This window comes from Streptomyces sp. MA5143a (assembly GCF_900290235.1).
Lineage (GTDB): Bacteria > Actinomycetota > Actinomycetes > Streptomycetales > Streptomycetaceae > Streptomyces.
The window spans coordinates 1-21,196 of the sequence record NZ_OLMK01000035.1; the positions used below are offsets into that span (position 1 = coordinate 1).

A 21,196-nucleotide genomic window follows, 5' to 3' on the forward strand; every position below is an offset into this window, starting at 1 on the left:
GTTCGGGCCCGGCGCGGCCGTCGGCAACCTGCTCGTCGTCGCGGCCCTGGTGTTCGGCCTGATCTACCTGAAGGTCCAGCGAAAGCAGGCACTGTCATGACGATCGCGCAGGCATCCCCGCACCGGAGCCGCGGCAGCTCGGGAAAGACGGCCATCGGCCTGCTGCTGACGGCGGTGATGCTCTTCCCGGTCTACTGGATGATCAACGTGTCCCTCACCCCTGAGCAGGACATGCGCAAGTCCCCGCCGGACCTGTTCCCGGCGCACGGCACCCTGGCCGGTTACCGCGCCGTGTTCGACCAGCAGCTTCCCTACCTCGGCACCAGCCTGGTCATCGGTCTGGGCACGGTGGTGCTGACCGTGGCACTGGCCGCGCCCGCCGGCTACGCGCTGGCCAAGCTCCGCCCGCGCGGCGGCGGCCTGCTCAGCTTCCTGTTCCTGGTGGCCCAGATGATCCCCGGCATCATCATGGCGATGGGCTTCTACGCCATCTACCTCCAGCTGGGCCTGCTCCAGTCGGTGCCCGGCCTGATCGTCGCCGACTCCACCCTCGCCGTCCCCTTCGCGGTACTGATCTTCACGGCGTTCATGTCCGGCATCCCCGGCGAACTGCTCCAGGCCGCGCAGATGGACGGAGCCGGGCCGCTGCGCACCTTCCGGTCCGTGGTACTGCCGATGAGCCGCAACTCGGTCGTCACCGTCTCCCTGTTCGCGTTCCTGTGGTCCTGGTCCGACTTCGTCTTCGCCAGCACCCTCGCCAACGGCGGCGCCCACGAGCCGATCACGCTCGGCATCTACCACTACATCGGCAACAACAACCAGGAGTGGAACGCCATCATGGCCACCGCCGTCGTGGCCTCCCTGCCGGCCGCGGTCATCCTCGTCCTCGCGCAGCGCTACGTCGCCGCCGGCGTGACCGCCGGCGCGGTCAAGGACTGACCCACCCCAGCATCACCGCACGACCACCGCTGGTCAGCCCTGCCCGAGAAACGAGCCACGCCACATGACCGCCACCCGATCCGGCCCACCCTTCTCCCTCCACGACATCCCCTTCAGCACGTACGGGGCCTGGTTCGGCATTTCTCCCGTGCTCGCGGAGAAGACACGGGCCGAGGACCTCCACCTCGTCTCGCACCAGAACGGCATGCACGCGATCCTGCGGTTCACACCCCTCGACGCGACGACGGGCGAGCGCGCGGGGACCCGCGTCGAGGCCACCCCGAGCCTGCTCAGCTGGACCGGTGAGCAGGGGCGCATCGCCCTCGCCTACACCTCACCGGACACCGTCCGCCTGCGCGGTAGGGGACTCGGCCTGCGTATCGACGCGGCGGCGCAGGCCCTGACCCCCTTCGCAGGCACCTACTTCTACCGCGACCCGGTGGAGGGAGCGTACGTGTTCACCTCGTACGAGACCGGCCGCCGTTACCGGGTCACCGTGCTGTCGGGCACGGTCGCCGAGGTGTCCGGCAGCCAGGTCCTCGGTGCCGGGGAACGAGGCGTCACCGTCACCGCGGGCCCGGACGGAGTCTGGGACGCGGCGATCGAGGAACTGGACAGCGCCCGCCTGCCCTACACGTCCTGCGAGACGTTCGACGCCGTCGTGGCGAGGGCCGAGCAGGCATTCGCCGCGTTCGTCGACGCGGTGGCACCCTGGCGCTCGGCCGCGACCCCGGCCGCCGAACTCGCCGCGTACGTCCTGTGGTCGGCGACGGTCCGCCCGGCGGGGCTGGTCACCCGGCCCGCGGTGCTGATGTCCAAGCACTGGATGGACAAGGTCTGGAGCTGGGACCACTGCTTCAACGCCCTCGCCCTCGCCCCCGGCGCCCCCGACCTGGCCTGGGACCAGTTCTCCCTGCCCTTCGACCACCAGGACGAGACCGGCGCCCTGCCCGACTCCGTCACCCACTCCGAGGTCCTGCACAACTTCGTCAAGCCCCCCATCCACGGCTGGACCCTCGGCCTGCTGCGCCGACGGCTCCCCGCACCCCTCACCCACGAACAACTCACCGAGGCCTACGAGCGGCTGGCCCGCTGGACGGACTTCTGGCTCACCGCCCGCCGCCCACCCGGCGCCACCCTGCCCCACTACCAGCACGGCAACGACAGCGGCTGGGACAACGCCACCACCTTCGACCCCGAACGCGTCGTCGTCACCGCCGACCTCGCCGCCTTCCTCACCCTCCAGCTCCGCGAACTCGCCCGCCTGGCCACCGAGCTGGACCTGCCCGACGAGGCCGCGCGCTGGACCGGCACCGCCGAGGCGGCCCAGGCCGCGATGCTCGACGAACTGTGGAAGGGCGACCGGTTCGTGGCCCGCGGCGTGGACAGCGAGCGGACCTGGGACAGCTCCAGTCTGTTGGATCTGATGCCGATGGCCCTGGGCGAGCACCTGCCCGAGCACGTCGGCAAAACCCTGGCGACCCGGATCGAGGCCCACCTGACCTCGTACGGGCTGGCCACTGAACTGCCCACCTCACCCCACTACCTCCCCGACGGCTACTGGCGCGGCCCGATCTGGGCCCCCGCCACCGTCCTCGTCGAGGACGGCCTGCGCCGAGCCGGCCACCACCTCCTCGCCGACGAGATCAGCGCCCGCTACCGCGCCCTGTGCGAAACGCACGGCTTCGCCGAGAACTTCGACGCCCTCACCGGCACGGGTCTGCGCGACCGCGCCTACACCTGGACCGCCAGCAGCTACCTCCTTCTTGCCGAGGCCCACGAACTCCGGCACACCTCACCCGCCGCGCACACCGGCGACTGAAAGCCCCCTGGGCGCCCCGCTCAGGCGACACCACCCCCTTCCGGGAGAACCCCATGCACCCCACACCCCGCCTCCTTCCTCGATCCGGCCCCATGAGCAGAACCGCCCGGACAGGAGCCCGCCCGCGAACCCGCACCGCGCTCGCGGCCCTGCTGGTGTCGGTCGCCGCCGTCGCCCTCCCCGGCATACCGGCGCACGCCGCCGACACCACCGTGGTCGTGGACTTCTCCACGACCACCGGAGCCCCCACCTATCGGGCCTCCGGCATCATCTACGGGATGACCGCGAACGGGTCGCTGCCCCAGGACCACTTCTTCAAGGACATCAAGTGGAAGTTCATGCGGGCCGGCGGCGCACAGCTCAACAGCGGCGGCTACGCCACCAGCCTCGCCGACTACCAGACCCGCTGGAACGCCACGCTGGCCCAGTACAAGCGGACCGTCGCCCTCGGCGGTACCTTCGTCCTCCTTCCCCACGACCTGTGGGGGGCCGACGGTTTCACCAATCAGGGCTGGCCCGGCGACAACGGCGACTGGACGCAGTTCGACGCCTTCGTCACCCGGCTCATCAGCGACGTCCAGGCCAACAACATGACCGTCCAGTGGGATCTGTGGAACGAACCCGACGGCAGCAACTTCTGGGGCCGCTCGCAGACCCAGTACCTGCAGATGTGGTCGCGGTTCCACGCCCGTGTGCGGTCGGCCTTCCCCGGTCAGCTGATCGTCGGCCCGAGCATCGCCCATACGCCGAACTCCTCCAACACGTGGTGGACCACATATCTGAACTATGTCAAGGCGAACAACGTCGCCCCCGACATCTACAGCTGGCACGACCTGCCCGGCGACCCGGTCACCGACGTCGCCCGCGCCGACTCCACCCTCGCCACCGCGGGCCTGACCAACACCCGCCCGTACCAGGTCAACGAGTACGCCGTCTCCAGCGAGCAGAACCCGGGCCGGGGTGGCTGGTACATCTCCCGCCTCGAGCGGGCCGGGGTGGACGGGCTGCGGGCCAACTGGGCTTCCGGGAGCGGTCTGCATGACAACGCCGCCAGGCTGCTGACGAAGACGGGCAGCCAGTATGTGCCGCTGGGGGAGTGGTTCCTGTACCGCTACTACGGGTCCCAGACCGGCAACGTCGTCAAGGTCACCCCCGGCACCGGCACCGACGGAGTGGCGACCAAGGACAACGCCGCGCGGAACGCCAAGATCCTGCTGGGCAGCAACGGCAACACCGGGAACGTGACCGTGAACCTCAACCGCCTCGACACCACCGGCGTGGTCGAGAACGGGCAAATCCGGGCGATCGTCCAGCGCATCCCCAACAACGGCGGCGCCGCCGTGACCGGCCCGGTCACCGTCTCCGACCAGACCGTCACGGTCAGCGGCAACTCCGCCTCGGTGAGCGTGCCGTGGACGGACAGCAAGGACGGCTACACCGTCACCCTGCTGCCCCCGTCGAACGTCACGATCTCCACGGTCGCCGTGGTCCAGCACAGCGGCCAGTGCCTGGACGACACCAACCTGTCCACCGCCAACGGCACGCAGTACCAGCAGTACCACTGCGAGGGCGGCTACCAGCAGATGCTCGACTTCAAGCCGGTGAGCGGCAAGGCCAACACGTACACCGTGGTCAACGAGCTCAGCGGCAAGTGCCTCGACGTCGCCGGCGGCTCCACCGCCGACGACGCGGCCATCATCCAGTACACCTGCAACAACCAGCCCAACCAGCAGTTCACCCTCAACCCCGTCGCCGCGCTGGGCAACAGCAAGGACTACCAGCTGGTCGCCGTGCACAGCGGCAAGTGCGTCGACGTCAGCGAGATCTCGACCGCGCCCGGCGCGAAGCTCCACCAGTGGACCTGCGACCCGGCGAGCGCGCTGGTCAACAAGAAGAACCAGATATGGCGGCTCCAGGGCATGGGCTGACCTGCCTTTCTCCCATGGAAGCTCCAGTCGCCGCGGGCGACAGCCCACCCACACGTCCGGCACGGGGGCCGGCGCAGCAACAACAGCCCCATTCCTGAAGGGACGTAAGCACATGCCAGCAATCGGGCAAAGACGCTCGGCCGCGAGACGCCTTCTGCGCGGCGTCGCCACGACGCTGCTTCCGCTGGCCCTCGTCGCCGGTGTCACGACCGTGACGGCGACGCCGGCTTCCGCCGCCAACCCCACCCTCACCGTCGACCTCGGCAACACCACCGGAGCCTTCCGCGGCGGCGCCTCCGGGGTGCTGTACGGCCTGTACGGACCGGACGTGCCGACGAACAACCTCATCGAGGGGATGGGGCTGACGACCACCAACACCAAGTACCAGGACGGACAGCAGCACCCCGGCTCGGACGCCCTGGAGATCGCGAAGCCCTTCGTCGAGAGCGGCGGCCAGGACGTCCTCATCTACATGACGGACGTGTACCGCACGGTCTACGAACGGACCAGCTACGCGCAGTACCAGGGGTATATGAGAACCCAGGTCGAGCAGGCGATGGCCAGCCCCTACGCCAGCCACATCGTCTTCGTGCCCTACAACGAGCCCGACATCGGCTGGTTCAACGGCATGCGCAGCAATTCGTCGACGCTGGCCGCCTTCAACTCCGAGTGGCGCCAGACCTACAACTTCATCAAGGGCATCTGGCCCGAGGCACGGCTGGCCGGGCCCAACCTCGCCGGCTACAGCTCCTTCGCCTTCAACGGCTTCCTCAGTTACTGCAAGACCAACAACTGCCTGCCCGACGTCGCGACCTGGCACACCCTGGGCAGCCCGGCGGACGTCCGAAGCACCGTGGACAGCTACCGTGCGGCGGAGACCGCCGCCGGGATCACCTCACCGATCACCGTCAACCTCAACGAGTACGCCCACCGCTACCACCTGACCGACCCCGGCCAGATGGTCCAGTGGATCGCCGGCCTCGAGGACAAGAAGGTCGACGGCAACCTGCCGTACTGGAACATCAACGGCAACCTCGGCGACTCCGCCGCCGCACAGAACACGCCCAACGCCCAGTGGTGGCTGTACAACTGGTACAGCTCCATGAAGGGCGGCAACACCGTCAAGGTCACCAGCAGCAGCGGGGCCAACACCGCGTACGCCCTTCAGGGCCTGGCGAGCCTGGACACGGCCAAGAAGCAGGCCCGTGTCATCCTCGCCGGGGGCGGCACTGCCGGTGCCTCCGACACGGTCATCAAGAACATCGACCCCGCTGTCTTCGGCAGCACCGTGCACGTCAGCGTGTTCCAGGACCGCTACAGCGGCTACATCGGCGCGGCGGCCACCCCGACCCGGCTCTCCGACGCCGATGTCGCCGTGGGCTCCGACGGCTCGATCACCGTCCCCATCGACCTTGACCGTATGTCCGCGTACCAGGTGATCGTCTCCCCCGGCGGCACCGGCAGCGCCACCGCCTCCGACAGCACGTGGACGGGCACGTACGAGGCCGAGAACGCCACGCTCAGCGGCAGCGGCTACAACATCAACACCGAGGGCACCACCGGCAACGTCAGCAAGTTCGCCACCTCCGGCACCAAGGACGTCGGGGGCCTGCGCACCGGCTCGACCACGGTGATCTCCTTCAACGTCTCCGTCCCCACCACCGGCGACTACAACCTCTCGGTGTTCGGCAACAGCTACACCAAGGACCCCGACGTCAAGGGCCCGACGAACATCTACGCGAGGGTCGACGGCGGTGCCTCCACCAGGATCGACATCCCGGTGGGCTTCCAGTGGGTGGTGTGGGGACACGACGACGCCACCGTGCACCTCACCGCGGGCAGCCACACCATCACCCTGGCCACCACCGGCGACAACGGCGCGAACACCGTCGGCGACGCGATCATCGACAAGATCGACCTCCAGTACAAGGACGCCTCCGTCCAGGGCACCACGCTCTACGAGGCCGAGCAGGCGAACCTCTCCGACAGCGCCACCGCCACCTACACGTCCCAGGGCCAGTCCGGGGCGGGCGCGGTCAACCTCACCTCCGGCAAGTCCGCGACGTTCTGGGTCTACTCCGCACGGGACGGCTACGCCGACCTGACCGCCCGCTTCCGCAACACCGGCCAGGCCGACCTGACCGTCAACGGCAAGACCGTCAACGACCAGACACTCTCCGGCGCGACGACCGGCGCCTGGTACACCTCCACCAACCGGGTGTACCTGAACGGCGGCATCAACAAGGTCAAGGTGACCGGCGCCGGCGGCACCCTCGCCCTGGACGACCTGGCCGTCACCCCGTTCGGCGCCACCTCCGCCGTGACCACCGACAACGTCGTGACGTACCAGGCCGAGAACGGCACCCTCACCGGCACCGCTGCCGTGGACAACACCTACAGCCAGGCCAAGGGCGGCGTCGTCAAGGGCATCGGCGACGGAACCGCCAACTCCCTCACCCTCAACGTCAACGCGCCCACGGCCGGCACCTACGCCATGACCATGCGCTTCGCCAACGCAGAGGAACTGCCCTCCAACCACTACAACCCCGACCTGTACGCCGAGCACGCCGACGTCAGCGTCAACGGCGGCAACGCCACCCGCGTCAACTTCGCCAGCACCCTGCACTGGAACCAGTTCCAGAACTACACCGTCCCCGTCACCCTCACCAAGGGCGCCAACACCGTCAAGTTCACCGCCTCGCAGCTCTACAACTGGGACGGCACCACCATCGGCAAGGTCTACTCCGGCGGCGGCAGCGACATCGGACAGCCCATGCGCTCCAGCTCCGCGCCCCACCTCGACCAGGTCTCCTTCGCCCCCGCGAGCCTGCACATCGGCGCCGCGGCCGGCTTCTCCTCCACGGCCGTGGCCCAGCACAGCGGGCTCTGCATGGAAGACCCCGGCCAGTCCACCGCCAACGGAACCCAGTACAAGCAGAACACCTGCGGGGGCGGGCAGGAGCAGATCTTCGACTTCCACCCGGTCGCCGGTACGAGCGACACCTACACCCTCGTCAACCACTACAGCGGCAAGTGCCTGGACGTCAGCCAGCTCTCCACGGCCGACGGCGCCGCCGTCCAGCAGTGGACCTGCCTCAACGGAACCAACCAGCGCTTCACGCTCAGGCCGGTGACCGCGCTCGGCAACAGCCACGACTACCAGCTCGTCGCCGTGCACAGCGGCAAGTGCGTCGATGTCAGCGAGATCTCGACCGCACCCGGCGCCCGCATCCACCAGTGGCCGTGCGACTCGGCGAGCGCCCTGACCACGAAGAAGAACCAGATCTGGAGGCTCACCGGCAAGGACTGACCCGGCCCCCGGCCACGAACGACACCTGATCGGGTATCGGCCCGCCGGCGCAGACCGGCGGGCCGACGCCGTGCGTCGTGGTCGAGGGGGTGCATCCCGGTCCAGGTTCCGGACGCCCCGGCGCGCGGTCGGCCCGACGGGCCAGCATGGCCCCATGGCCCTCGCGCACATCCCCGGTTCCAAGTCCATCACCGCCCGCGCCCTCTTCCTCGCGGCCGCCGCCGACGGAGTCACCACGCTCGGCCGCCCCCTGCGGTCCGACGACACGGAGGGCTTCGCCGAGGGGCTCACCCGGCTCGGCTACCGCGTGGGCCGGACCCCCGACGCCTGGCAGGTCGACGGCCGCCCGCAGGGGCCCGCCGTCACGACCGCCGACGTCTACTGCCGGGACGGCGCCACCACCGCCCGCTTCCTACCGGCCCTGGCCGCCGCAGGCCACGGCACCTACCGCTTCGACGCCTCCGCCCAGATGCGCCGCCGCCCCCTCGCCCCCCTCACCCGGGCCCTGCGGGACCTCGGCGTGGACCTGGTGCACGAGGAGGCCGAGGGCCACCACCCGCTGCGGATCACGGCGAACGGCGTGACCGGCGGCGACGTCACCCTCGACGCCGGCCAGTCCTCGCAGTACCTCACCGCGCTGCTGCTGCTCGGCCCGCTCACCCGCGACGGCCTCCGGATCAAGGTGACCGACCTGGTGTCGGAGCCGTACGTCGAGATCACCACGGCGATGATGCGGGCGTTCGGCGCGGACGTCCGCCGCGAGGACGACGGCACCGCCGTCACGTACGCGGTGGCGCCCGGCGGCTACCGCGCGACGACCTACGCCGTCGAGCCGGACGCCTCCACCGCGAGCTACTTCTTCGCCGCGGCCGCGCTCACCGGCACCGAGGTGACCGTCCCCGGCCTCGGCACCGGCGCCCTCCAGGGCGACCTGCGCTTCGTGGACGTCCTGCGGCGGATGGGCGCCCGGGTCGACGTACGGGCCGACCGGACGACCGTGACCGGTACCGGCGAACTGCGCGGCCTCACCGTCAACATGCGGGACATCTCCGACACCATGCCGACCCTCGCCGCGATCGCCCCGTTCGCCTCCGGGCCGGTCCGCATCGAGGACGTCGCCAACACCCGGGTCAAGGAGTGCGACCGGCTGGACGCCTGCGCGGAGAACCTCCGGCGGCTCGGCGTGGAGGTCGCCACCGGGCCCGACTGGATCGAGATCAGCCCGGGGGCGCCCACGGCCGGCGCCGACATCCGGACGTACGGCGACCACCGCATCGTCATGTCCTTCGCGGTGACGGCGCTGCGGGTGCCCGGCATCACCTTCGACGACCCGGGCTGTGTGCGGAAGACGTTCCCGGACTTCCACACGGAGTTCGGGGCGGTGTTCGCGGAGCTTCGGCGGGGAATGTCCGGCGGCCCGTCGGCCAACTGAACGCCCGTACAGCAGTGGAGGGCTGAAAGGCCGTCCCGCCTTGCTACTCTCCCGGCCATGACTGCCACCGAGCCCACCATCGTCGCCACCTCGGGCGGCCACCGCAGGGGGGACCGCATCTGGGTCGGTTTCCACTCCCTCGTGCACCACGCGGTGGAGTTGTCGGGCGTGAACGGCCGTCGACCGAAGGTCATGTACGTCGGTACGGCCATCGGCGACGCCGAGCACATGACGGCGCGCATGGGCGAGGCGGCGCGGGTGGCGGGCTTCGACCTCACCCCGCTCCAGCTGTTCCCGATGCCCAACATCGAGGACGTCGAGGGCGCGGTCCTCGACCAGGACGTCGTCTGGGTCATGGGCGGCTCGGTGGCCAACCTGCTCGCCGTGTGGCGGGTCCACGGCCTCGACTCGGTGTTCCGGCGGGCCTGGGAGGCGGGGGTCGTCCTCAGCGGGGTGAGCGCGGGCTCCATCTGCTGGTTCCAGGGCGGTACGACCGACTCCTTCGGGCCCCGACTGCGGCCCGTCACCGACGCGTTGGCGTACCTGCCGTACGGCAACGGCGTCCACTACGACAGTGACGCCGGCCGTCGCCCCCTCGTCCACGGCCTCGTCGCGGACGGCACGTTGCCGGAGACGCACTGCACCGACGACGGGGTGGGCCTCGTGTACCACGGCACGAAGCTGACGGAGGTGGTCTCCGAGGTGCCGGCGAAGGGGGCGTACATCGTGCGGCGGGAGGGGGACGAGGTGGTGGAGGATCGGGTCGAGCCGCGGCTGTTGCCGGAACCGGGCGCCTAGTAGCTCGGGGGTGCGGGTTCGTTGGCGGCTGCGGGTTCGTCGTGGTTTCTCGCGCAGTTCCCCGCGCCCCTGAAAAGCAGGGGCCTGCGGCCCCGCCCCGACTCACCACTCCTGGACCCGGGGCCCCGCCGTTCCCCCTGGCTCCCGCCGTGCCGGGCGTTCGAACAGGGACCCCGCGTCGGGGTCCGGGTGGGGGAGCGGGCGGTCGGGGCGGTCGGACCGCCAGGCCGCCGGCACGCGCGGCCCCCCGCCCGCGGCGACCCGTTCGCGGGTCGGGCGGGTCGCCGTCGCGCGTCCCTTGTTCCACTCCCCGTCGCCCAGCACCAGCAGCGGGTCGAACATGATGACCACGCCGGCCAGGACCAGGAAGATGACCGGACCGATCAGCATCGGCAGGAGCATCGACGTCGGTGACTCCCCGGTCAGCGGACCACCGGCCCTGTCGTGCAGATGGACGCCCACGGCCGCCATGCCCGTGTAGTGCATGCCGGACACCGCGACCCCCATGACCAGGCTCGCGCCGAGGCTGGTGAGGAAGCCGCTGATGGACACGGCCGCCCAGAGCGCGGCGGTCGCGGCGACGATGGCGATGAGCACCGACAGGGCGACGACGGCGATGTCGTACTCGATGTAGCCGTTGAGCTGGATGGCGGCCATGCCCAGGTAGTGCATGGCGGCGACGCCGAGCCCGGTGACGCCGCCCGCCGTGCACAGGGTGGCGGTGCTGACGCCCCGGTAGCCGACGGCGAAGACGCCGATGCCGACGACGACGATCGCCACGGCGAGGCTCAGGACGGTCAGGGTGACGTCGTAGTGGATCCGGCTCTCCTTGACCCGGAAGCCGATCATCGCGATGAAGTGCATCGTCCAGATGCCGCAGCCGATCGAGGCCGCGCCGAGGGCCAGCCAACCGGGCTTCCAGGAGCGTTCGTTGTAGACGGACCTGACGACGCAGCGCAGTCCCAGCGCCGCGCCGAGGCACGCCATGATGTAGGCGGCCACCGGAGTGACCGCGCCGTAGCTGAATCCGTCGACCGTGCCTTGCATATGCCAAATCCCCCCGGTGATTGGCCAGTTGAGGCGGCTGAGTGCGGGAGGTAAGTGTGCGTTAAGGAAAGGCCGAGGCGCTCCGTTTTCCATGAGTTACTGGCGGTATCGGGTCGCCGGGTGATCGACTTTGTCTGGCTCGGTGTTGATTCGCGGTCAAAATCCCGGCGAACCTTGATACTTCAAGCTCAGGCCAGTGTTTTACGTTCCGTCGCGGCCTTTCCCGCGCGCGAGACCCTAGGCCGCCTCGTTGAGCAGCCGCGTGAGGTGCTCCCTCCCCGCCGCCAGCAGCTCCGGCAGCGGCGCGGCGGTCTCGTACCACCGCTTCTCGTACTCCCAGCACAGCCAGCCGTCCCACTCCTTGCGGGTGAGCACCTCCAGGCACTCGCCGAGCGGGAGGGCGCCCGCGCCGAGCGGCAGCGGGGTGGTGTCGTCGGCCGAGGCGATGTCCTTGACCTGGACGTAGCCGAGGAAGGGGGAGAGGGCGGCGTACGACTCGGCGGGCTGCTCGCCGCCCAGCCAGGTGTGCATGACGTCCCACAGCGCGCCGACGTTGCGGTGGCCGACGGGGCCGAGGACGCGGATGGCGTCGGCGCCGGTGCGGTGCGAGTCGTGGGTCTCCAGCAGGACACGCACCCCGCGGTCGGCCGCGTCCTCCGCCGCCGCGCCGAGCCGACGGGCCGCGACCGCGTCGGCCTCCTCCGTGCTCTGCCCGCCGTCCGGGTCGGCGCCGGGGAAGACCCGGACGAAGGGCGCGCCCAGGTCCCGCGCCAGGTCGAGCAGGTCCCGGATCTCGTCGAGCACGGGCCCGTCGTCCCCCGGCGCCGCGACCTTCACGTACCCGGCGATCCCCAGGATCTCCACGCCGGCCGCCTTGAACCCGGCGGCCACCCGGTCCCGTTCGGCGCTCCCGATCCCCGGATGCACCGGCTCCTCGGGATGGGCGCGCAGCTCGACCCCGTGGTAGCCGTGCCCGGCGGCGAGCCGCACGACCTCGGACACGGGAACACCGGGCACGCCAAGAGTGGAAAACGCAAGCTTCATGTCGTCGGACCCTACTCGTCGCTCGTCGATCGGTACGTCCTCCCGGTTGCCCACGCCCGGGGGTGTCACGCGGGTCGTCCCCGGCGGGAACACGGCGCTCCTCAGCTGTCCCGCTGTTCCAGCGGCTTCGTCGCCGGACCCTGGAGGACGCGGCCGTCCGGGTCGAAGCGGGAGCCGTGGCAGGGACACTCCCAGGCGCGTTCGGCGCGGTTGAAGGCGACGAGGCAGCCCAGGTGGGTGCAGCGGGCGGACAGGGTGTGCAGGACGCCGTCGTCGTCGCGGTGGATCGCGCAGTGGTGGCCGCCCACCCGGACGATCGCCCCGTCGCCCGGCGCGATCGCGTCGAAGGAGGTGTCGGAGGCCGGGGAGAGCCGGTCGCCGACGAAGTGCCGGGCGACCCGCGCCTGGTGCTTGAGGAAGCTCGGCGCCTCCCGGACCGCGCTGAGGACGCGGCGCGGGTCGTACAGGTCGCTCCATGGTGTCCGCAGCCCGTCGATCAGGTCGGTGAGGAGCCGTCCGGCCATGACGCCGGTGCTCATGCCCCAGCCGCCGAACCCGGTCGCCACCCAGGTGTGCCGGCTGCCCGCGTGGAAGGGGCCGACCAGCGGCACGGAGTCGGTGGAGTCGTTGTCCTGGGTGGCCCAGCGGTGGGTGAAGTCGAGCGTCCCGAACCGTTCGACGGCCCACTCGGCGAGCAGTGCGAACCGTTCCTCCACGTTGCCGGTGCCCGGCGTGAAGTGCTCCCCGGTGACGATCAGCAGCCGCCGCCCGTCCCCGTACGGGGCGGTGCGCGCGGACCGGGTGCGCTGCTCCTGCGTGATGTACATGCCGTGCGGGTCGGCGTCCGCCGGGATCGGCGCGGTCAGGACCAGTTCGCGGCGCGGGGAGAGCCGGGTGAACAGCAGCGCCCGGTCGAACACCGGGTAGTGCGTGGCGACCACGACGTCCCCGGCGGTCACCGTGAACCCCGCCTCCGTCGTCAGCCGGCACGGCGAGCCCTCCTTGAGCCGGGTCACCCGCGTCCGCTCATGGACCGCACCACCCCGGCGCACGAGGTCGTCGACGAGCGCGAGGAGATACGCCCGCGGATGGAACTGCGCCTGCTCCGCCACCCGTACAGCCCCCGCCACCGGGAACGGCAGCCCCGTCTCCGTCACGAACGACGCCGGCAGCCCGGCCTCCCGCGCCGCCTCCGCCTCGGCCCTCAGCTCGTCGACACGGCTCTCGCCCTCGGCGTACGTGTACGCCTCCGTCTCCTCCCAGTCGCAGGCGATGCCCAGTTCCTCCACCACCGCGGCGGCGTGCCGGATCGCCGCCGTCTGCGACCGCGCGTACAGGTGCGCGGCCTCCGCGCCCCGGTGGCGCCGCAGCCGGTCGTAGACCAGCGTGTGCAGGGCGCTCACCTTCGCCGTGGTGTGGCCCGTCACCCCGGCGGCGACCCGGTCGGCCTCCAGCAGCGCCACGGTGCGGCCGGTCCGGGCGAGTTCCCACGCCGTGCTGATCCCGGCGATGCCGGCGCCCACCACGGCGACGTCGACGACGAGGTCCCCGTCGAGCGCCGGGTGCGGGCTCGCCTCGGGCGCGGTGTCGATCCAGTACGACTGCTGCTTGCCCGTGTAGGTGTGCATGGCGGCCGGGTTCCCTTCGGTACGGAAGGCTCAGCGAGGGGCGGGGCTGTCGGGGGTGCTGTCGGGTGCGCTGTCGGGGGTGCGCCGCCGGCGGTCGGTGTCGGTGCCGCCCCCGGTGCGCTGCCGGTGGCTGGTGTCGCACCAGGGGTGGATCCGGCTGCGGCGGCAGGTGCACAGGGCCACGCGGAAGCGGTCCGAGGACACGGTCGTCCCGTCCTCCGTGGTGACCTCGACGGGGCCCTCGACCAGCAGCGGTCCGGGGCGCTGGACGGTGATGCGACGGCGCTCAGCAGGGTCGTTCGGCACGGATGACCACCAGCTCTTCCTTCTCGTCGTCCCCCTCGTCCCCCAGCAGCCCCCGGTCGCGCAACCAGGTGCTCCGCGACCGCAGCACGGGCCCGAAGGCGACGTACCGGCGGTCCACGACCCCGGCCGCGAGGCCCGCCGCCCGCACCTGCGCGAGCGTCCGCTCCGCGTCGCTCAGCGTCGACTGCACGAGCAGCAGCACCCCGCCGGGCGCGAGCAGCGCGGGCGCGTCCCGGCAGATCCGGTCCAGGGCGAGCCGCCCGTCCCACCCGGCGTCCCAGGCCCGCGCGGCGCCCCGTACGGCCTCCGCCCGCCCGGTGCCGCCGTCGCCGGGCTCCGGTTCCGGCCCCGGTACGTACGGCGGGTTCGACAGGATCAGGTCGAAGGACCGGCCCGACACCGGGCCCAGCAGATTCCCCCGCACGACACGCAGCGACAGCCCGGTCAGCACGGCGTTGACCTTGGCGTTGATCACCGCACGCCACGAGATGTCCACGGCGGTCACCCGAGCTCCCCGCCGGGCCGCGGCCAGCGCCACGGCGCCCGTGCCGGTACCGACGTCGAGGACCCGGGCCCGCGGCGCGAGCGACTCCTGCCCCAGGGCGTGCACCAGCAGCTCGGTGTCGTCCTGCGGGGCGTAGACCCCGGGCAGGGCGAGGGGTGGTGAGAGGGGGTTCACGGTGCTCGGCCTCCGGGGTGGGGGAGAGGGGCGGGGGCCGGTCGAGCGGTGCCGATCGGCTGCCGTGCGGGGGCGGGGTCAGACGGGCACCCGCAGCGAGGACCGGCCGGCCCGCCAGGCGTCGAGGAAGCGGTCGGCGAGAACGTCCTCCAGATGGTTCGTGGCGTCCACGCCGAACGCCACGTCGGCGTCCAGGTGCGGCTCCTGCGCGAGCAGCCCGGCGACGACCTCGTGCCGTACGACCTGCTCGTGGACGGCGTCGGCCTCGACGTGCTCGGTGTAGAAGTGCTCGGCGGCGGCCCCGGCCCCCGTCCGCCGCATCGCCTTGGCGAGCCGCCGGGAGGCGGGGGAGGAGGTGATCTCGACGGTCGCGAAGTGGCCGACGAGGGCGCCGCGCAGGGACCGGTGCAGGCCGAAGAGGGACATCAGGTTCACGAGGGCGAGGGTCTCGGCGCGGGCCACGTCCACGTAGCGGCCGTAGGCCGGGTCGAGCCCCAGGTCCGTCATCAGGTCGGCGAAGAGACGGGCGTGGACCCGGTCGGCCCGGCCGCCGCCGAACTCGTCGAACTCCACGGCGGCCATCCCGGCCTTCGCCCGCCCCCACAGCCGGGGCAGCACCCAGGCGTGCGGGTCGGCCTCCTTCAGGTGGTAGAGGGAGCGCTGGGCGGCGTACTCCCGCAGCTGCCACAGCTCGCCCTCGTCCGCGAGGAACCGGCTGACGCCGGTGCCGTCGACGGGCTCCACGAGCAGTTCGTCCAGCGCCTCGTCGGCGCGCTCGTGCCGGGTCGCGACGGCCCGCAGGGCCTCCAGGAACGGCCGCTCCAGCGAGGCCCGGAACCGCAACAGCTCCGGGTCCCACTCGCGGTCGTCGGCGACGCCCGCGAAGCCGCGGTAGTGCAGCTCGTAGCAGAGGTACAGCGCGAGCTGCACATCCTCGCCGAACGGGTCGGCCCCCGCGACCTCCCGCCCGTCGGGCGGCGGCCCGCCCCCGCGCAGGCACTCCACGAGGGCACCCGAGATCCCGCCCCTCCCCTCGGGCAGCGACGGTTCCTCCGACCGGACATCCATGCGCGCCGAGTACCCCGCGACACGTCATTAGTCCCCCGAAGATCGGACCCCCACACGGCACCCCCCGTACGAGGCCGGGCTCCGTGCCTCCCGCCCCGGCGCACAGGAAAGGGGCCCCGCGGCTGCGGGGCCCCTTTCACCGGCTCAGCTCGGCGTGTGCCGAGCGCGCGCGGTCGGCGCCGTTCAGACGCGCTCGTCCTTGGGGGCCGTGCGACGCGTGCCCTGGACGCGCTCCTGGGCCTTGCCCTTGAGCTTCTTCGCCTCGCCGCGGGCCTGCTGCATCTTGCCCTCGACCTGCTGCTCGCGGTCGCCGGTGACCTTGCCGGTCATCTCCTTGGCCTTGCCCTTGATCTTGTCCATGTTGCCCTTGTCCTTGGCGACCATGGTGTTTCCTCCTGAGTGGGGTGAAGCTTTCCACCTCAACGTAAGCCGGACTCGTCACTGTCGCGCGCTGAAGCGTCACTGTCCGTGACGAGTTGGATGGATCGCCGGTCACCGGAGTGCGCCACCGGCCCGGACGACCGCCGCGACCGCCCGCCGCCTCCCGCCAACTCACCTGCCCGCAAGGGGCGTTGCTGGAAAGTCGGCGGCGCCCCGCCCGGCGTCCGGCTCACTCCGCGCGCGGTGACCCCGTCGAGCCCCGGACCATCAGCTCCCCCCGTACCGTCGCGATCCCCCCGTGCGGCGCCTCCTCGCGGCCCATCGCGATCCGTCCCGCACGTGCCCCGGCCTCCGCCAGCGGCAGCCGTACGGTCGTCAGCGCGGGCACCGCGTCGATGCTGAACGGCAGGTCGTCGAACCCGGCTACCGAGACGTCGTCCGGGATGCGCAGGCCGGAGTCGCGCAGCGCCGCGCACGCGCCGAGCGCGACCGTGTCGTTCGCGGCGACGACCGCCGTCAGCGTCGGGTCGCGCCGCAGCAGTTCCAGCGTCGCCTCGTACCCGGAGAGCCGGTCGTACCGTCCGTAGACGGTCCGTGCGGGGTCGTCCTCGATACCGGCCCCGGCCAGCGCGGCCCGATGCCCCTCCAGCCGGTGCCGGGTCGTGGTCCGTTCCTCGGGCCCGGCGATGTACCCGAGCCTCCGGTGCCCCAGCCCGATCAGATGCTCGGTGAGCAGCTGTCCGCCGCCCCGGTTGTCGAAGGTGATCGCGATGGCCTCGGGCGTGGGCGGCCGCCCGCACAGCACGACCCGTGTCCCGGCCTCCGCCAGCTTCCGCAGCTTGTTGCCCACGGCGGTGAGATGCGCCGGGTCCTCGATGGCCCCACCGGTCAGCACCACGGCCGCGGCCCGCTGCCGCTGCAACAGCGTGAGATACGTCAGCTCGCGCTCCGGGGAGCCGCCCGTGTTGCACACCACGGCCAGCCGCTCCCCGCCCGCGCGCCCGCCCGGCCCGCCGATCTCGTTCTGGATGGCGCTCGCCATGATCCCGAAGAAGGGGTCGGCGATGTCGTTCACCAGGATGCCGACGAGGTCGGAGGTGGCGGCGGCAAGGGCGCTGGCGGGCCCGTTCAGGACGTAGTCAAGCTCGTCGACGGCCTTGAGCACCCGTTCCCGCGTGGACGCGGCCACCGGGTAGTTCCCGTTGAGCACCCGGGAGACGGTCGCGGGCGACACCTGCGCACGGGCCGCCACGTCCGCCAGGGTCACTGTCATCGTTTACTCGCCTCCGGTGAGCGTCTCGTTCGGGTCGTCGTGAGCCGTGCGGCTAGTCCGGTGGGTCGGACGACCCCTGGACAGGGCAGCGCGGCTCGTCCGGGGAACCATACGACCGCGATCACCGTTCGCCCCCTCGAACAACTCCGACCCCCTACGGTCTTGTCCGGACCGCTGCTCAGAGGCTAGCTTCTCACTAGATAGAAAGCGCTTGCTGTCACGCTCACCTCTTCACGGGTCCCCGGGCGTACGCGGCGCCGGACGCGTACGCACCACAACGAACACATCAGCGACGCAGACAACACGAAGGGATCGGCCGTGACACGCAAGACCGTACGGATCGCCATGAACGGCGTGACGGGGCGCATGGGGTACCGCCAGCACCTCGTCCGCTCCCTCCTCGCCCTCCGCGAACAGGGCGGACTCGACCTCGGCGACGGCACCGTCCTGTGGCCCGAGCCGATCCTCGTCGGCCGGCGTGAGCACGCGCTGAGGGCGATGGCCGAGCAGCACGGCCTGGAGCACTGGTCCACGGACGTGGACGCGGTCCTCGCCGACGACACGGTGGACATCTACTTCGACGCCCAGGTCACCTCCGCCCGCGAGGAGGCCCTGAAGAAGGCGATCGCGGCCGGCAAGCACATCTACACGGAGAAGCCCACGGCCACCGGCCTGGAGGGCGCCCTGGAGCTGGCCCGCCTCGCCCACGCCGCCGGCATCAAGCACGGCGTCGTCCAGGACAAGCTGTTCCTGCCCGGCCTGCTGAAGCTGAAGCGCCTCATCGACGGCGGCTTCTTCGGCCGCATCCTCTCCATCCGAGGCGAGTTCGGCTACTGGGTCTTCGAGGGCGACTGGCAGGAGGCCCAGCGCCCCTCCTGGAACTACCGCGCCGAGGACGGCGGCGGCATCGTCGTCGACATGTTCCCGCACTGGGAGTACGTGCTGCACGAGCTGTTCGGCCGCGTGAAGTCCGTACAGGCCCTCACCGCCACCCACATCCCGCAGCGCTGGGACGAGCAGGACAAGCCGTACGACGCCACGGCCGACGACGCCGCGTACGGGATCTTCGAGCTGGACGGCGGCGCGATCGCCCAGATCAACTCCTCCTGGGCCGTCCGCGTCAACCGCGACGAGCTGGTCGAGTTCCAGGTCGACGGCACGGAGGGCTCCGCGGTCGCGGGCCTGCGCAACTGTCGCGTCCAGCACCGCAGCGCCACCCCGAAGCCGGTGTGGAACCCCGACATCCCCGCCACCTACTCCTTCCGCGACCAGTGGCAGGAGATCCCCGACAACGCCGAGTTCGACAACGGCTTCAAGGCGCAGTGGGAGCTGTTCCTCAAGCACGTGTACGCCGACGCGCCCTACCACTGGGACCTGCTGGCCGGCGCCCGCGGCGTGCAGCTCGCCGAGCTGGGCCTGAAGTCCTCGGCCGAGGGCCGCCGCCTCGACGTACCGGAGATCCAGCTGTGACGATCCGACTCCCCGACGGCGCGGGCGGGCTCAGGACCTACACCCCCCGCCCCGAACCCCTGGCCCTGACGACGGGCGCCCCCTTCACCTCCCGCACGGTCTTCTCGGCGGCGCACGTCGTCGCCGACCCCCTCGCCGACGTGTCCCCGGACTCGCCCGCGGCCGTCGACTGGGAGGCGACCCTCGCCTTCCGCCGCCACCTGTGGTCGCACGGGCTCGGTGTCGCCGAGGCGATGGACACCGCCCAGCGCGGCATGGGCCTCGACTGGGCGGGCGCGGCGGAACTGATCCGCCGCAGCGCCAAGGAGGCCAAGGCCGTCGGCGGCCGTATCGCGTGCGGCGTCGGCACCGACCAGCTGACCGCGCCCGCGTCCCTGGACGAGATCCGCGCGGCGTACGAGGAGCAGCTGGCGCTCGTCGAGGAGTCGGGCGCCCAGGCGATCCTGATGGCCTCGCGGGCGCTGGCCGCCGCCGCGAAGGGCCCGGAGGACTACCTGGAGGTCTACGGGCACCTGCTGCGCCAGGCCGCCGAGCCGGTCGTGCTGCACTGGCTCGGCCCCATGTTCGACCCGGCGCTGGAGGGCTACTGGGGCTCGTCCGACCTGGACACGGCCACGGAGACCTTCCTGGAGGTCATCGCCGCCCACCCGGACAAGGTCGACGGCATCAAGGTCTCGCTCCTGGACGCCCAGCGGGAGATCGACATCCGCCGCAGGCTCCCGAGCGGAGTCCGCTGCTACACGGGTGACGACTTCAACTACCCCGAGCTGATCGCGGGCGACGAGAAGGGCTTCAGCCACGCCCTCCTCGGCATCTTCGACCCGCTGGGCCCGCTGGCGGCGGAAGCGGTCCGCGTCCTCGACACGGGGAACGTGCAGGGCTTCCGGGACCTCCTGGACCCGACCGTCGAGTTGTCTCGCCACCTCTTCCAGACCCCGACCCGCTTCTACAAGACGGGCGTGGTGTTCCTGGCGTGGCTGTCGGGCCACCAGGAGCACTTCACGATGGTCGGCGGCCTCCAGTCGGCCCGCTCCCTCCCGCACTTCGCGCGGGCGTACGAACTCGCCGACGGACTGGGCCTGTTCCCGGACCCGGCCCTCGCGGAGACCCGGATGAAGAACCTGCTGGCGGTGTACGGGGTGGCCCAGTGAGCGCGGGCACCGGACTGGAACGCTTCTCCATCAACCAGATGACGGTGAAGCAGCTGTCGATGCCGGAACTGGTCGCCGGCTGTGTGGAGCTGGGCATCCCCGGCGTGGGCCTGTGGCGCGAGCCGGTGGCGGAGTTCGGCCTGGAGGCGACGGCCAAGCTGGTCCGCGACGCGGGCCTGACGGTCACCACCCTCTGCCGGGGCGGCTTCTTCACGGCGATCGACCCGGCGGAGCGGGCGGCGGCCCTGGCCGACAACCGCAAGGCGATCGACGAGGCGGCCACGCTCGGCACGGACACGCTGGTCCTGGTCTCGGGCGGCCTCCCGCAGGGCTCGAAGGACCTCCACGGGGCGCGCGAGCGCATCGCGGACGCCCTGTCCGAACTGGGCCCGTACGCGGCGTCCAACGGCGTCCGCCTCGCCATCGAGCCGCTCCACCCCATGTTCGCCTCGGACCGCTGCGTGGTGTCGACGCTCTCCCAGGCCCTGGACATCGCGGAGCGCTTCCCGGCGGACCAGGTGGGCGTGACCGTGGACACGTACCACATCTGGTGGGACGACACGGCCCCCGCGGCGATCGCCCGCGCGGGCGCCGACGGCCGCATCCACACGTTCCAGCTCGCCGACTGGATCACCCCGCTCCCGGCGGGCGTCCTGACCGGCCGCGGCCAGATCGGCGACGGCGCGATCGACATGCGGGAGTGGAAGGGCTACGTGGAGGCCGCCGGCTACACGGGCCCCATCGAGGTCGAGCTGTTCAACGACGAGCTGTGGGCGGGCGAGGGGCGTGCGCTGCTCGCTCAGACGGCGCAGCGGTTCGTGGAGCACGCGGTGTGACGTTAGGGCGGCGGGCCGAGGCGTCAGGCCCGGCTCGCCGCCCCGAGCGGTGCTGGGCAGGGACGGATGAGCCTGATGACTCGG

General features: G+C 71.5%; 17 protein-coding genes. 9 read left to right on the forward strand and 8 right to left on the reverse strand.

Annotated elements, in window-relative coordinates; translation table 11 throughout:
* The first annotated feature begins 96 nt into the window (after positions 1–96).
* The 6 genes from SMA5143A_RS17775 to SMA5143A_RS17800 all read left to right on the forward strand — a co-directional run bounded on the left by SMA5143A_RS17775 (position 97) and on the right by SMA5143A_RS17800 (position 10,229).
* Entirely contained in the window at positions 97–939 is an 843-nt protein-coding gene (locus SMA5143A_RS17775; RefSeq protein ID WP_107463900.1) for a carbohydrate ABC transporter permease, read from the forward strand.
* Between the two features lie 64 nt (positions 940–1,003).
* A complete protein-coding gene (locus SMA5143A_RS17780) occupies positions 1,004–2,761 on the forward strand; it encodes an amylo-alpha-1,6-glucosidase (protein ID WP_107463901.1) in 1,758 nt (585 codons plus the stop codon).
* A 92-nt stretch (positions 2,762–2,853) separates the two neighbouring features.
* Positions 2,854–4,689: an RICIN domain-containing protein gene (locus tag SMA5143A_RS17785; protein WP_107463902.1), complete on the forward strand. Its 1,836-nt coding sequence runs from the start codon at positions 2,854–2,856 to the stop codon at positions 4,687–4,689.
* Positions 4,690–4,801: 112 nt separating this feature from the next.
* Positions 4,802–7,999 carry an RICIN domain-containing protein gene (locus tag SMA5143A_RS17790; protein WP_107463903.1) on the forward strand — a complete coding sequence of 1,066 codons (3,198 nt, stop codon included), beginning with the start codon at positions 4,802–4,804 and terminating at the stop codon, positions 7,997–7,999.
* 154 nt (positions 8,000–8,153) lie between these two features.
* Complete coding sequence (gene aroA / locus SMA5143A_RS17795; RefSeq protein WP_107463904.1) at positions 8,154–9,431, forward strand: 3-phosphoshikimate 1-carboxyvinyltransferase; 1,278 nt, start codon at positions 8,154–8,156, stop codon at positions 9,429–9,431.
* Between the two features lie 57 nt (positions 9,432–9,488).
* Entirely contained in the window at positions 9,489–10,229 is a 741-nt protein-coding gene (locus SMA5143A_RS17800; protein WP_107463905.1) for a peptidase E, read from the forward strand.
* Positions 10,230–10,331: 102 nt separating this feature from the next.
* Here the strand turns inward: SMA5143A_RS17800 and SMA5143A_RS17805 are convergent, their stop codons facing one another.
* The 8 genes from SMA5143A_RS17805 to SMA5143A_RS17840 form a co-directional block, all read right to left on the reverse strand.
* Positions 10,332–11,276 carry an MHYT domain-containing protein gene (locus SMA5143A_RS17805; protein WP_107463906.1) on the reverse strand — a complete coding sequence of 315 codons (945 nt, stop codon included), beginning with the start codon at positions 11,274–11,276 and terminating at the stop codon, positions 10,332–10,334.
* Between the two features lie 237 nt (positions 11,277–11,513).
* The gene (locus SMA5143A_RS17810) at positions 11,514–12,320 is read right to left on the reverse strand and encodes a sugar phosphate isomerase/epimerase family protein (protein ID WP_107463921.1); all 807 of its coding nucleotides are present in this window, start codon (positions 12,318–12,320) and stop codon (positions 11,514–11,516) included.
* Between the two features lie 101 nt (positions 12,321–12,421).
* Entirely contained in the window at positions 12,422–13,948 is a 1,527-nt protein-coding gene (locus SMA5143A_RS17815; protein WP_107463907.1) for an FAD-dependent oxidoreductase, read from the reverse strand.
* Positions 13,949–13,978: 30 nt separating this feature from the next.
* On the reverse strand, positions 13,979–14,254 hold the full coding sequence (locus tag SMA5143A_RS17820; RefSeq protein ID WP_107463908.1) for a CDGSH iron-sulfur domain-containing protein: 276 nt from the start codon (positions 14,252–14,254) through the stop codon (positions 13,979–13,981).
* Positions 14,235–14,933 carry a HemK2/MTQ2 family protein methyltransferase gene (locus SMA5143A_RS17825; RefSeq protein WP_107463909.1) on the reverse strand — a complete coding sequence of 233 codons (699 nt, stop codon included), beginning with the start codon at positions 14,931–14,933 and terminating at the stop codon, positions 14,235–14,237. Before SMA5143A_RS17825 ends, SMA5143A_RS17820 begins: the two co-directional genes overlap by 20 nt.
* 78 nt (positions 14,934–15,011) lie before the next feature.
* Entirely contained in the window at positions 15,012–16,001 is a 990-nt protein-coding gene (locus SMA5143A_RS17830) for an iron-containing redox enzyme family protein (protein WP_107463910.1), read from the reverse strand.
* Between the two features lie 183 nt (positions 16,002–16,184).
* Positions 16,185–16,385, reverse strand: a complete 201-nt coding sequence (locus tag SMA5143A_RS17835) for a CsbD family protein (protein WP_055717489.1) — start codon at positions 16,383–16,385, stop codon at positions 16,185–16,187.
* Positions 16,386–16,611: 226 nt separating this feature from the next.
* Positions 16,612–17,655 carry a LacI family DNA-binding transcriptional regulator gene (locus tag SMA5143A_RS17840; RefSeq protein WP_107463911.1) on the reverse strand — a complete coding sequence of 348 codons (1,044 nt, stop codon included), beginning with the start codon at positions 17,653–17,655 and terminating at the stop codon, positions 16,612–16,614.
* A 318-nt stretch (positions 17,656–17,973) separates the two neighbouring features.
* Between SMA5143A_RS17840 and SMA5143A_RS17845 the strand changes: the two genes are divergently transcribed.
* From SMA5143A_RS17845 to SMA5143A_RS17855, 3 genes are read left to right on the forward strand one after another with little or no spacing between them, the layout of a single operon-like run.
* Positions 17,974–19,125 (forward strand): Gfo/Idh/MocA family protein, encoded by a 1,152-nt coding sequence (locus SMA5143A_RS17845; protein WP_107463912.1) that lies wholly within the window; start codon positions 17,974–17,976, stop codon positions 19,123–19,125.
* Entirely contained in the window at positions 19,122–20,276 is a 1,155-nt protein-coding gene (locus SMA5143A_RS17850) for a dihydrodipicolinate synthase family protein (RefSeq protein WP_107463913.1), read from the forward strand. Before SMA5143A_RS17845 ends, SMA5143A_RS17850 begins: the two co-directional genes overlap by 4 nt.
* 38 nt (positions 20,277–20,314) lie before the next feature.
* A complete protein-coding gene (locus SMA5143A_RS17855) occupies positions 20,315–21,112 on the forward strand; it encodes a sugar phosphate isomerase/epimerase family protein (RefSeq protein ID WP_181361908.1) in 798 nt (265 codons plus the stop codon).
* Positions 21,113–21,196 lie beyond the last annotated feature (84 nt).

What these genes read in the sequence shown, in the direction of transcription:
- SMA5143A_RS17805 (WP_107463906.1), bottom strand. Translation starts at nt 11,276, where the DNA reads ATGCAAGGCACGGTCGACGGATTCAGCTACGGCGCGGTCACTCCGGTG.
- SMA5143A_RS17855 (WP_181361908.1), top strand. Translation starts at nt 20,315, where the DNA reads ATGACGGTGAAGCAGCTGTCGATGCCGGAACTGGTCGCCGGCTGTGTG.
- SMA5143A_RS17800 (WP_107463905.1), top strand. Translation starts at nt 9,489, where the DNA reads ATGACTGCCACCGAGCCCACCATCGTCGCCACCTCGGGCGGCCACCGC.
- SMA5143A_RS17790 (WP_107463903.1), top strand. Translation starts at nt 4,802, where the DNA reads ATGCCAGCAATCGGGCAAAGACGCTCGGCCGCGAGACGCCTTCTGCGC.
- SMA5143A_RS17830 (WP_107463910.1), bottom strand. Translation starts at nt 16,001, where the DNA reads ATGGATGTCCGGTCGGAGGAACCGTCGCTGCCCGAGGGGAGGGGCGGG.
- SMA5143A_RS17810 (WP_107463921.1), bottom strand. Translation starts at nt 12,320, where the DNA reads ATGAAGCTTGCGTTTTCCACTCTTGGCGTGCCCGGTGTTCCCGTGTCC.
- SMA5143A_RS17840 (WP_107463911.1), bottom strand. Translation starts at nt 17,655, where the DNA reads ATGACAGTGACCCTGGCGGACGTGGCGGCCCGTGCGCAGGTGTCGCCC.
- aroA (WP_107463904.1), top strand. Translation starts at nt 8,154, where the DNA reads ATGGCCCTCGCGCACATCCCCGGTTCCAAGTCCATCACCGCCCGCGCC.
- SMA5143A_RS17785 (WP_107463902.1), top strand. Translation starts at nt 2,854, where the DNA reads ATGAGCAGAACCGCCCGGACAGGAGCCCGCCCGCGAACCCGCACCGCG.
- SMA5143A_RS17815 (WP_107463907.1), bottom strand. Translation starts at nt 13,948, where the DNA reads ATGCACACCTACACGGGCAAGCAGCAGTCGTACTGGATCGACACCGCG.
- SMA5143A_RS17775 (WP_107463900.1), top strand. Translation starts at nt 97, where the DNA reads ATGACGATCGCGCAGGCATCCCCGCACCGGAGCCGCGGCAGCTCGGGA.
- SMA5143A_RS17780 (WP_107463901.1), top strand. Translation starts at nt 1,004, where the DNA reads ATGACCGCCACCCGATCCGGCCCACCCTTCTCCCTCCACGACATCCCC.
- SMA5143A_RS17835 (WP_055717489.1), bottom strand. Translation starts at nt 16,385, where the DNA reads ATGGTCGCCAAGGACAAGGGCAACATGGACAAGATCAAGGGCAAGGCC.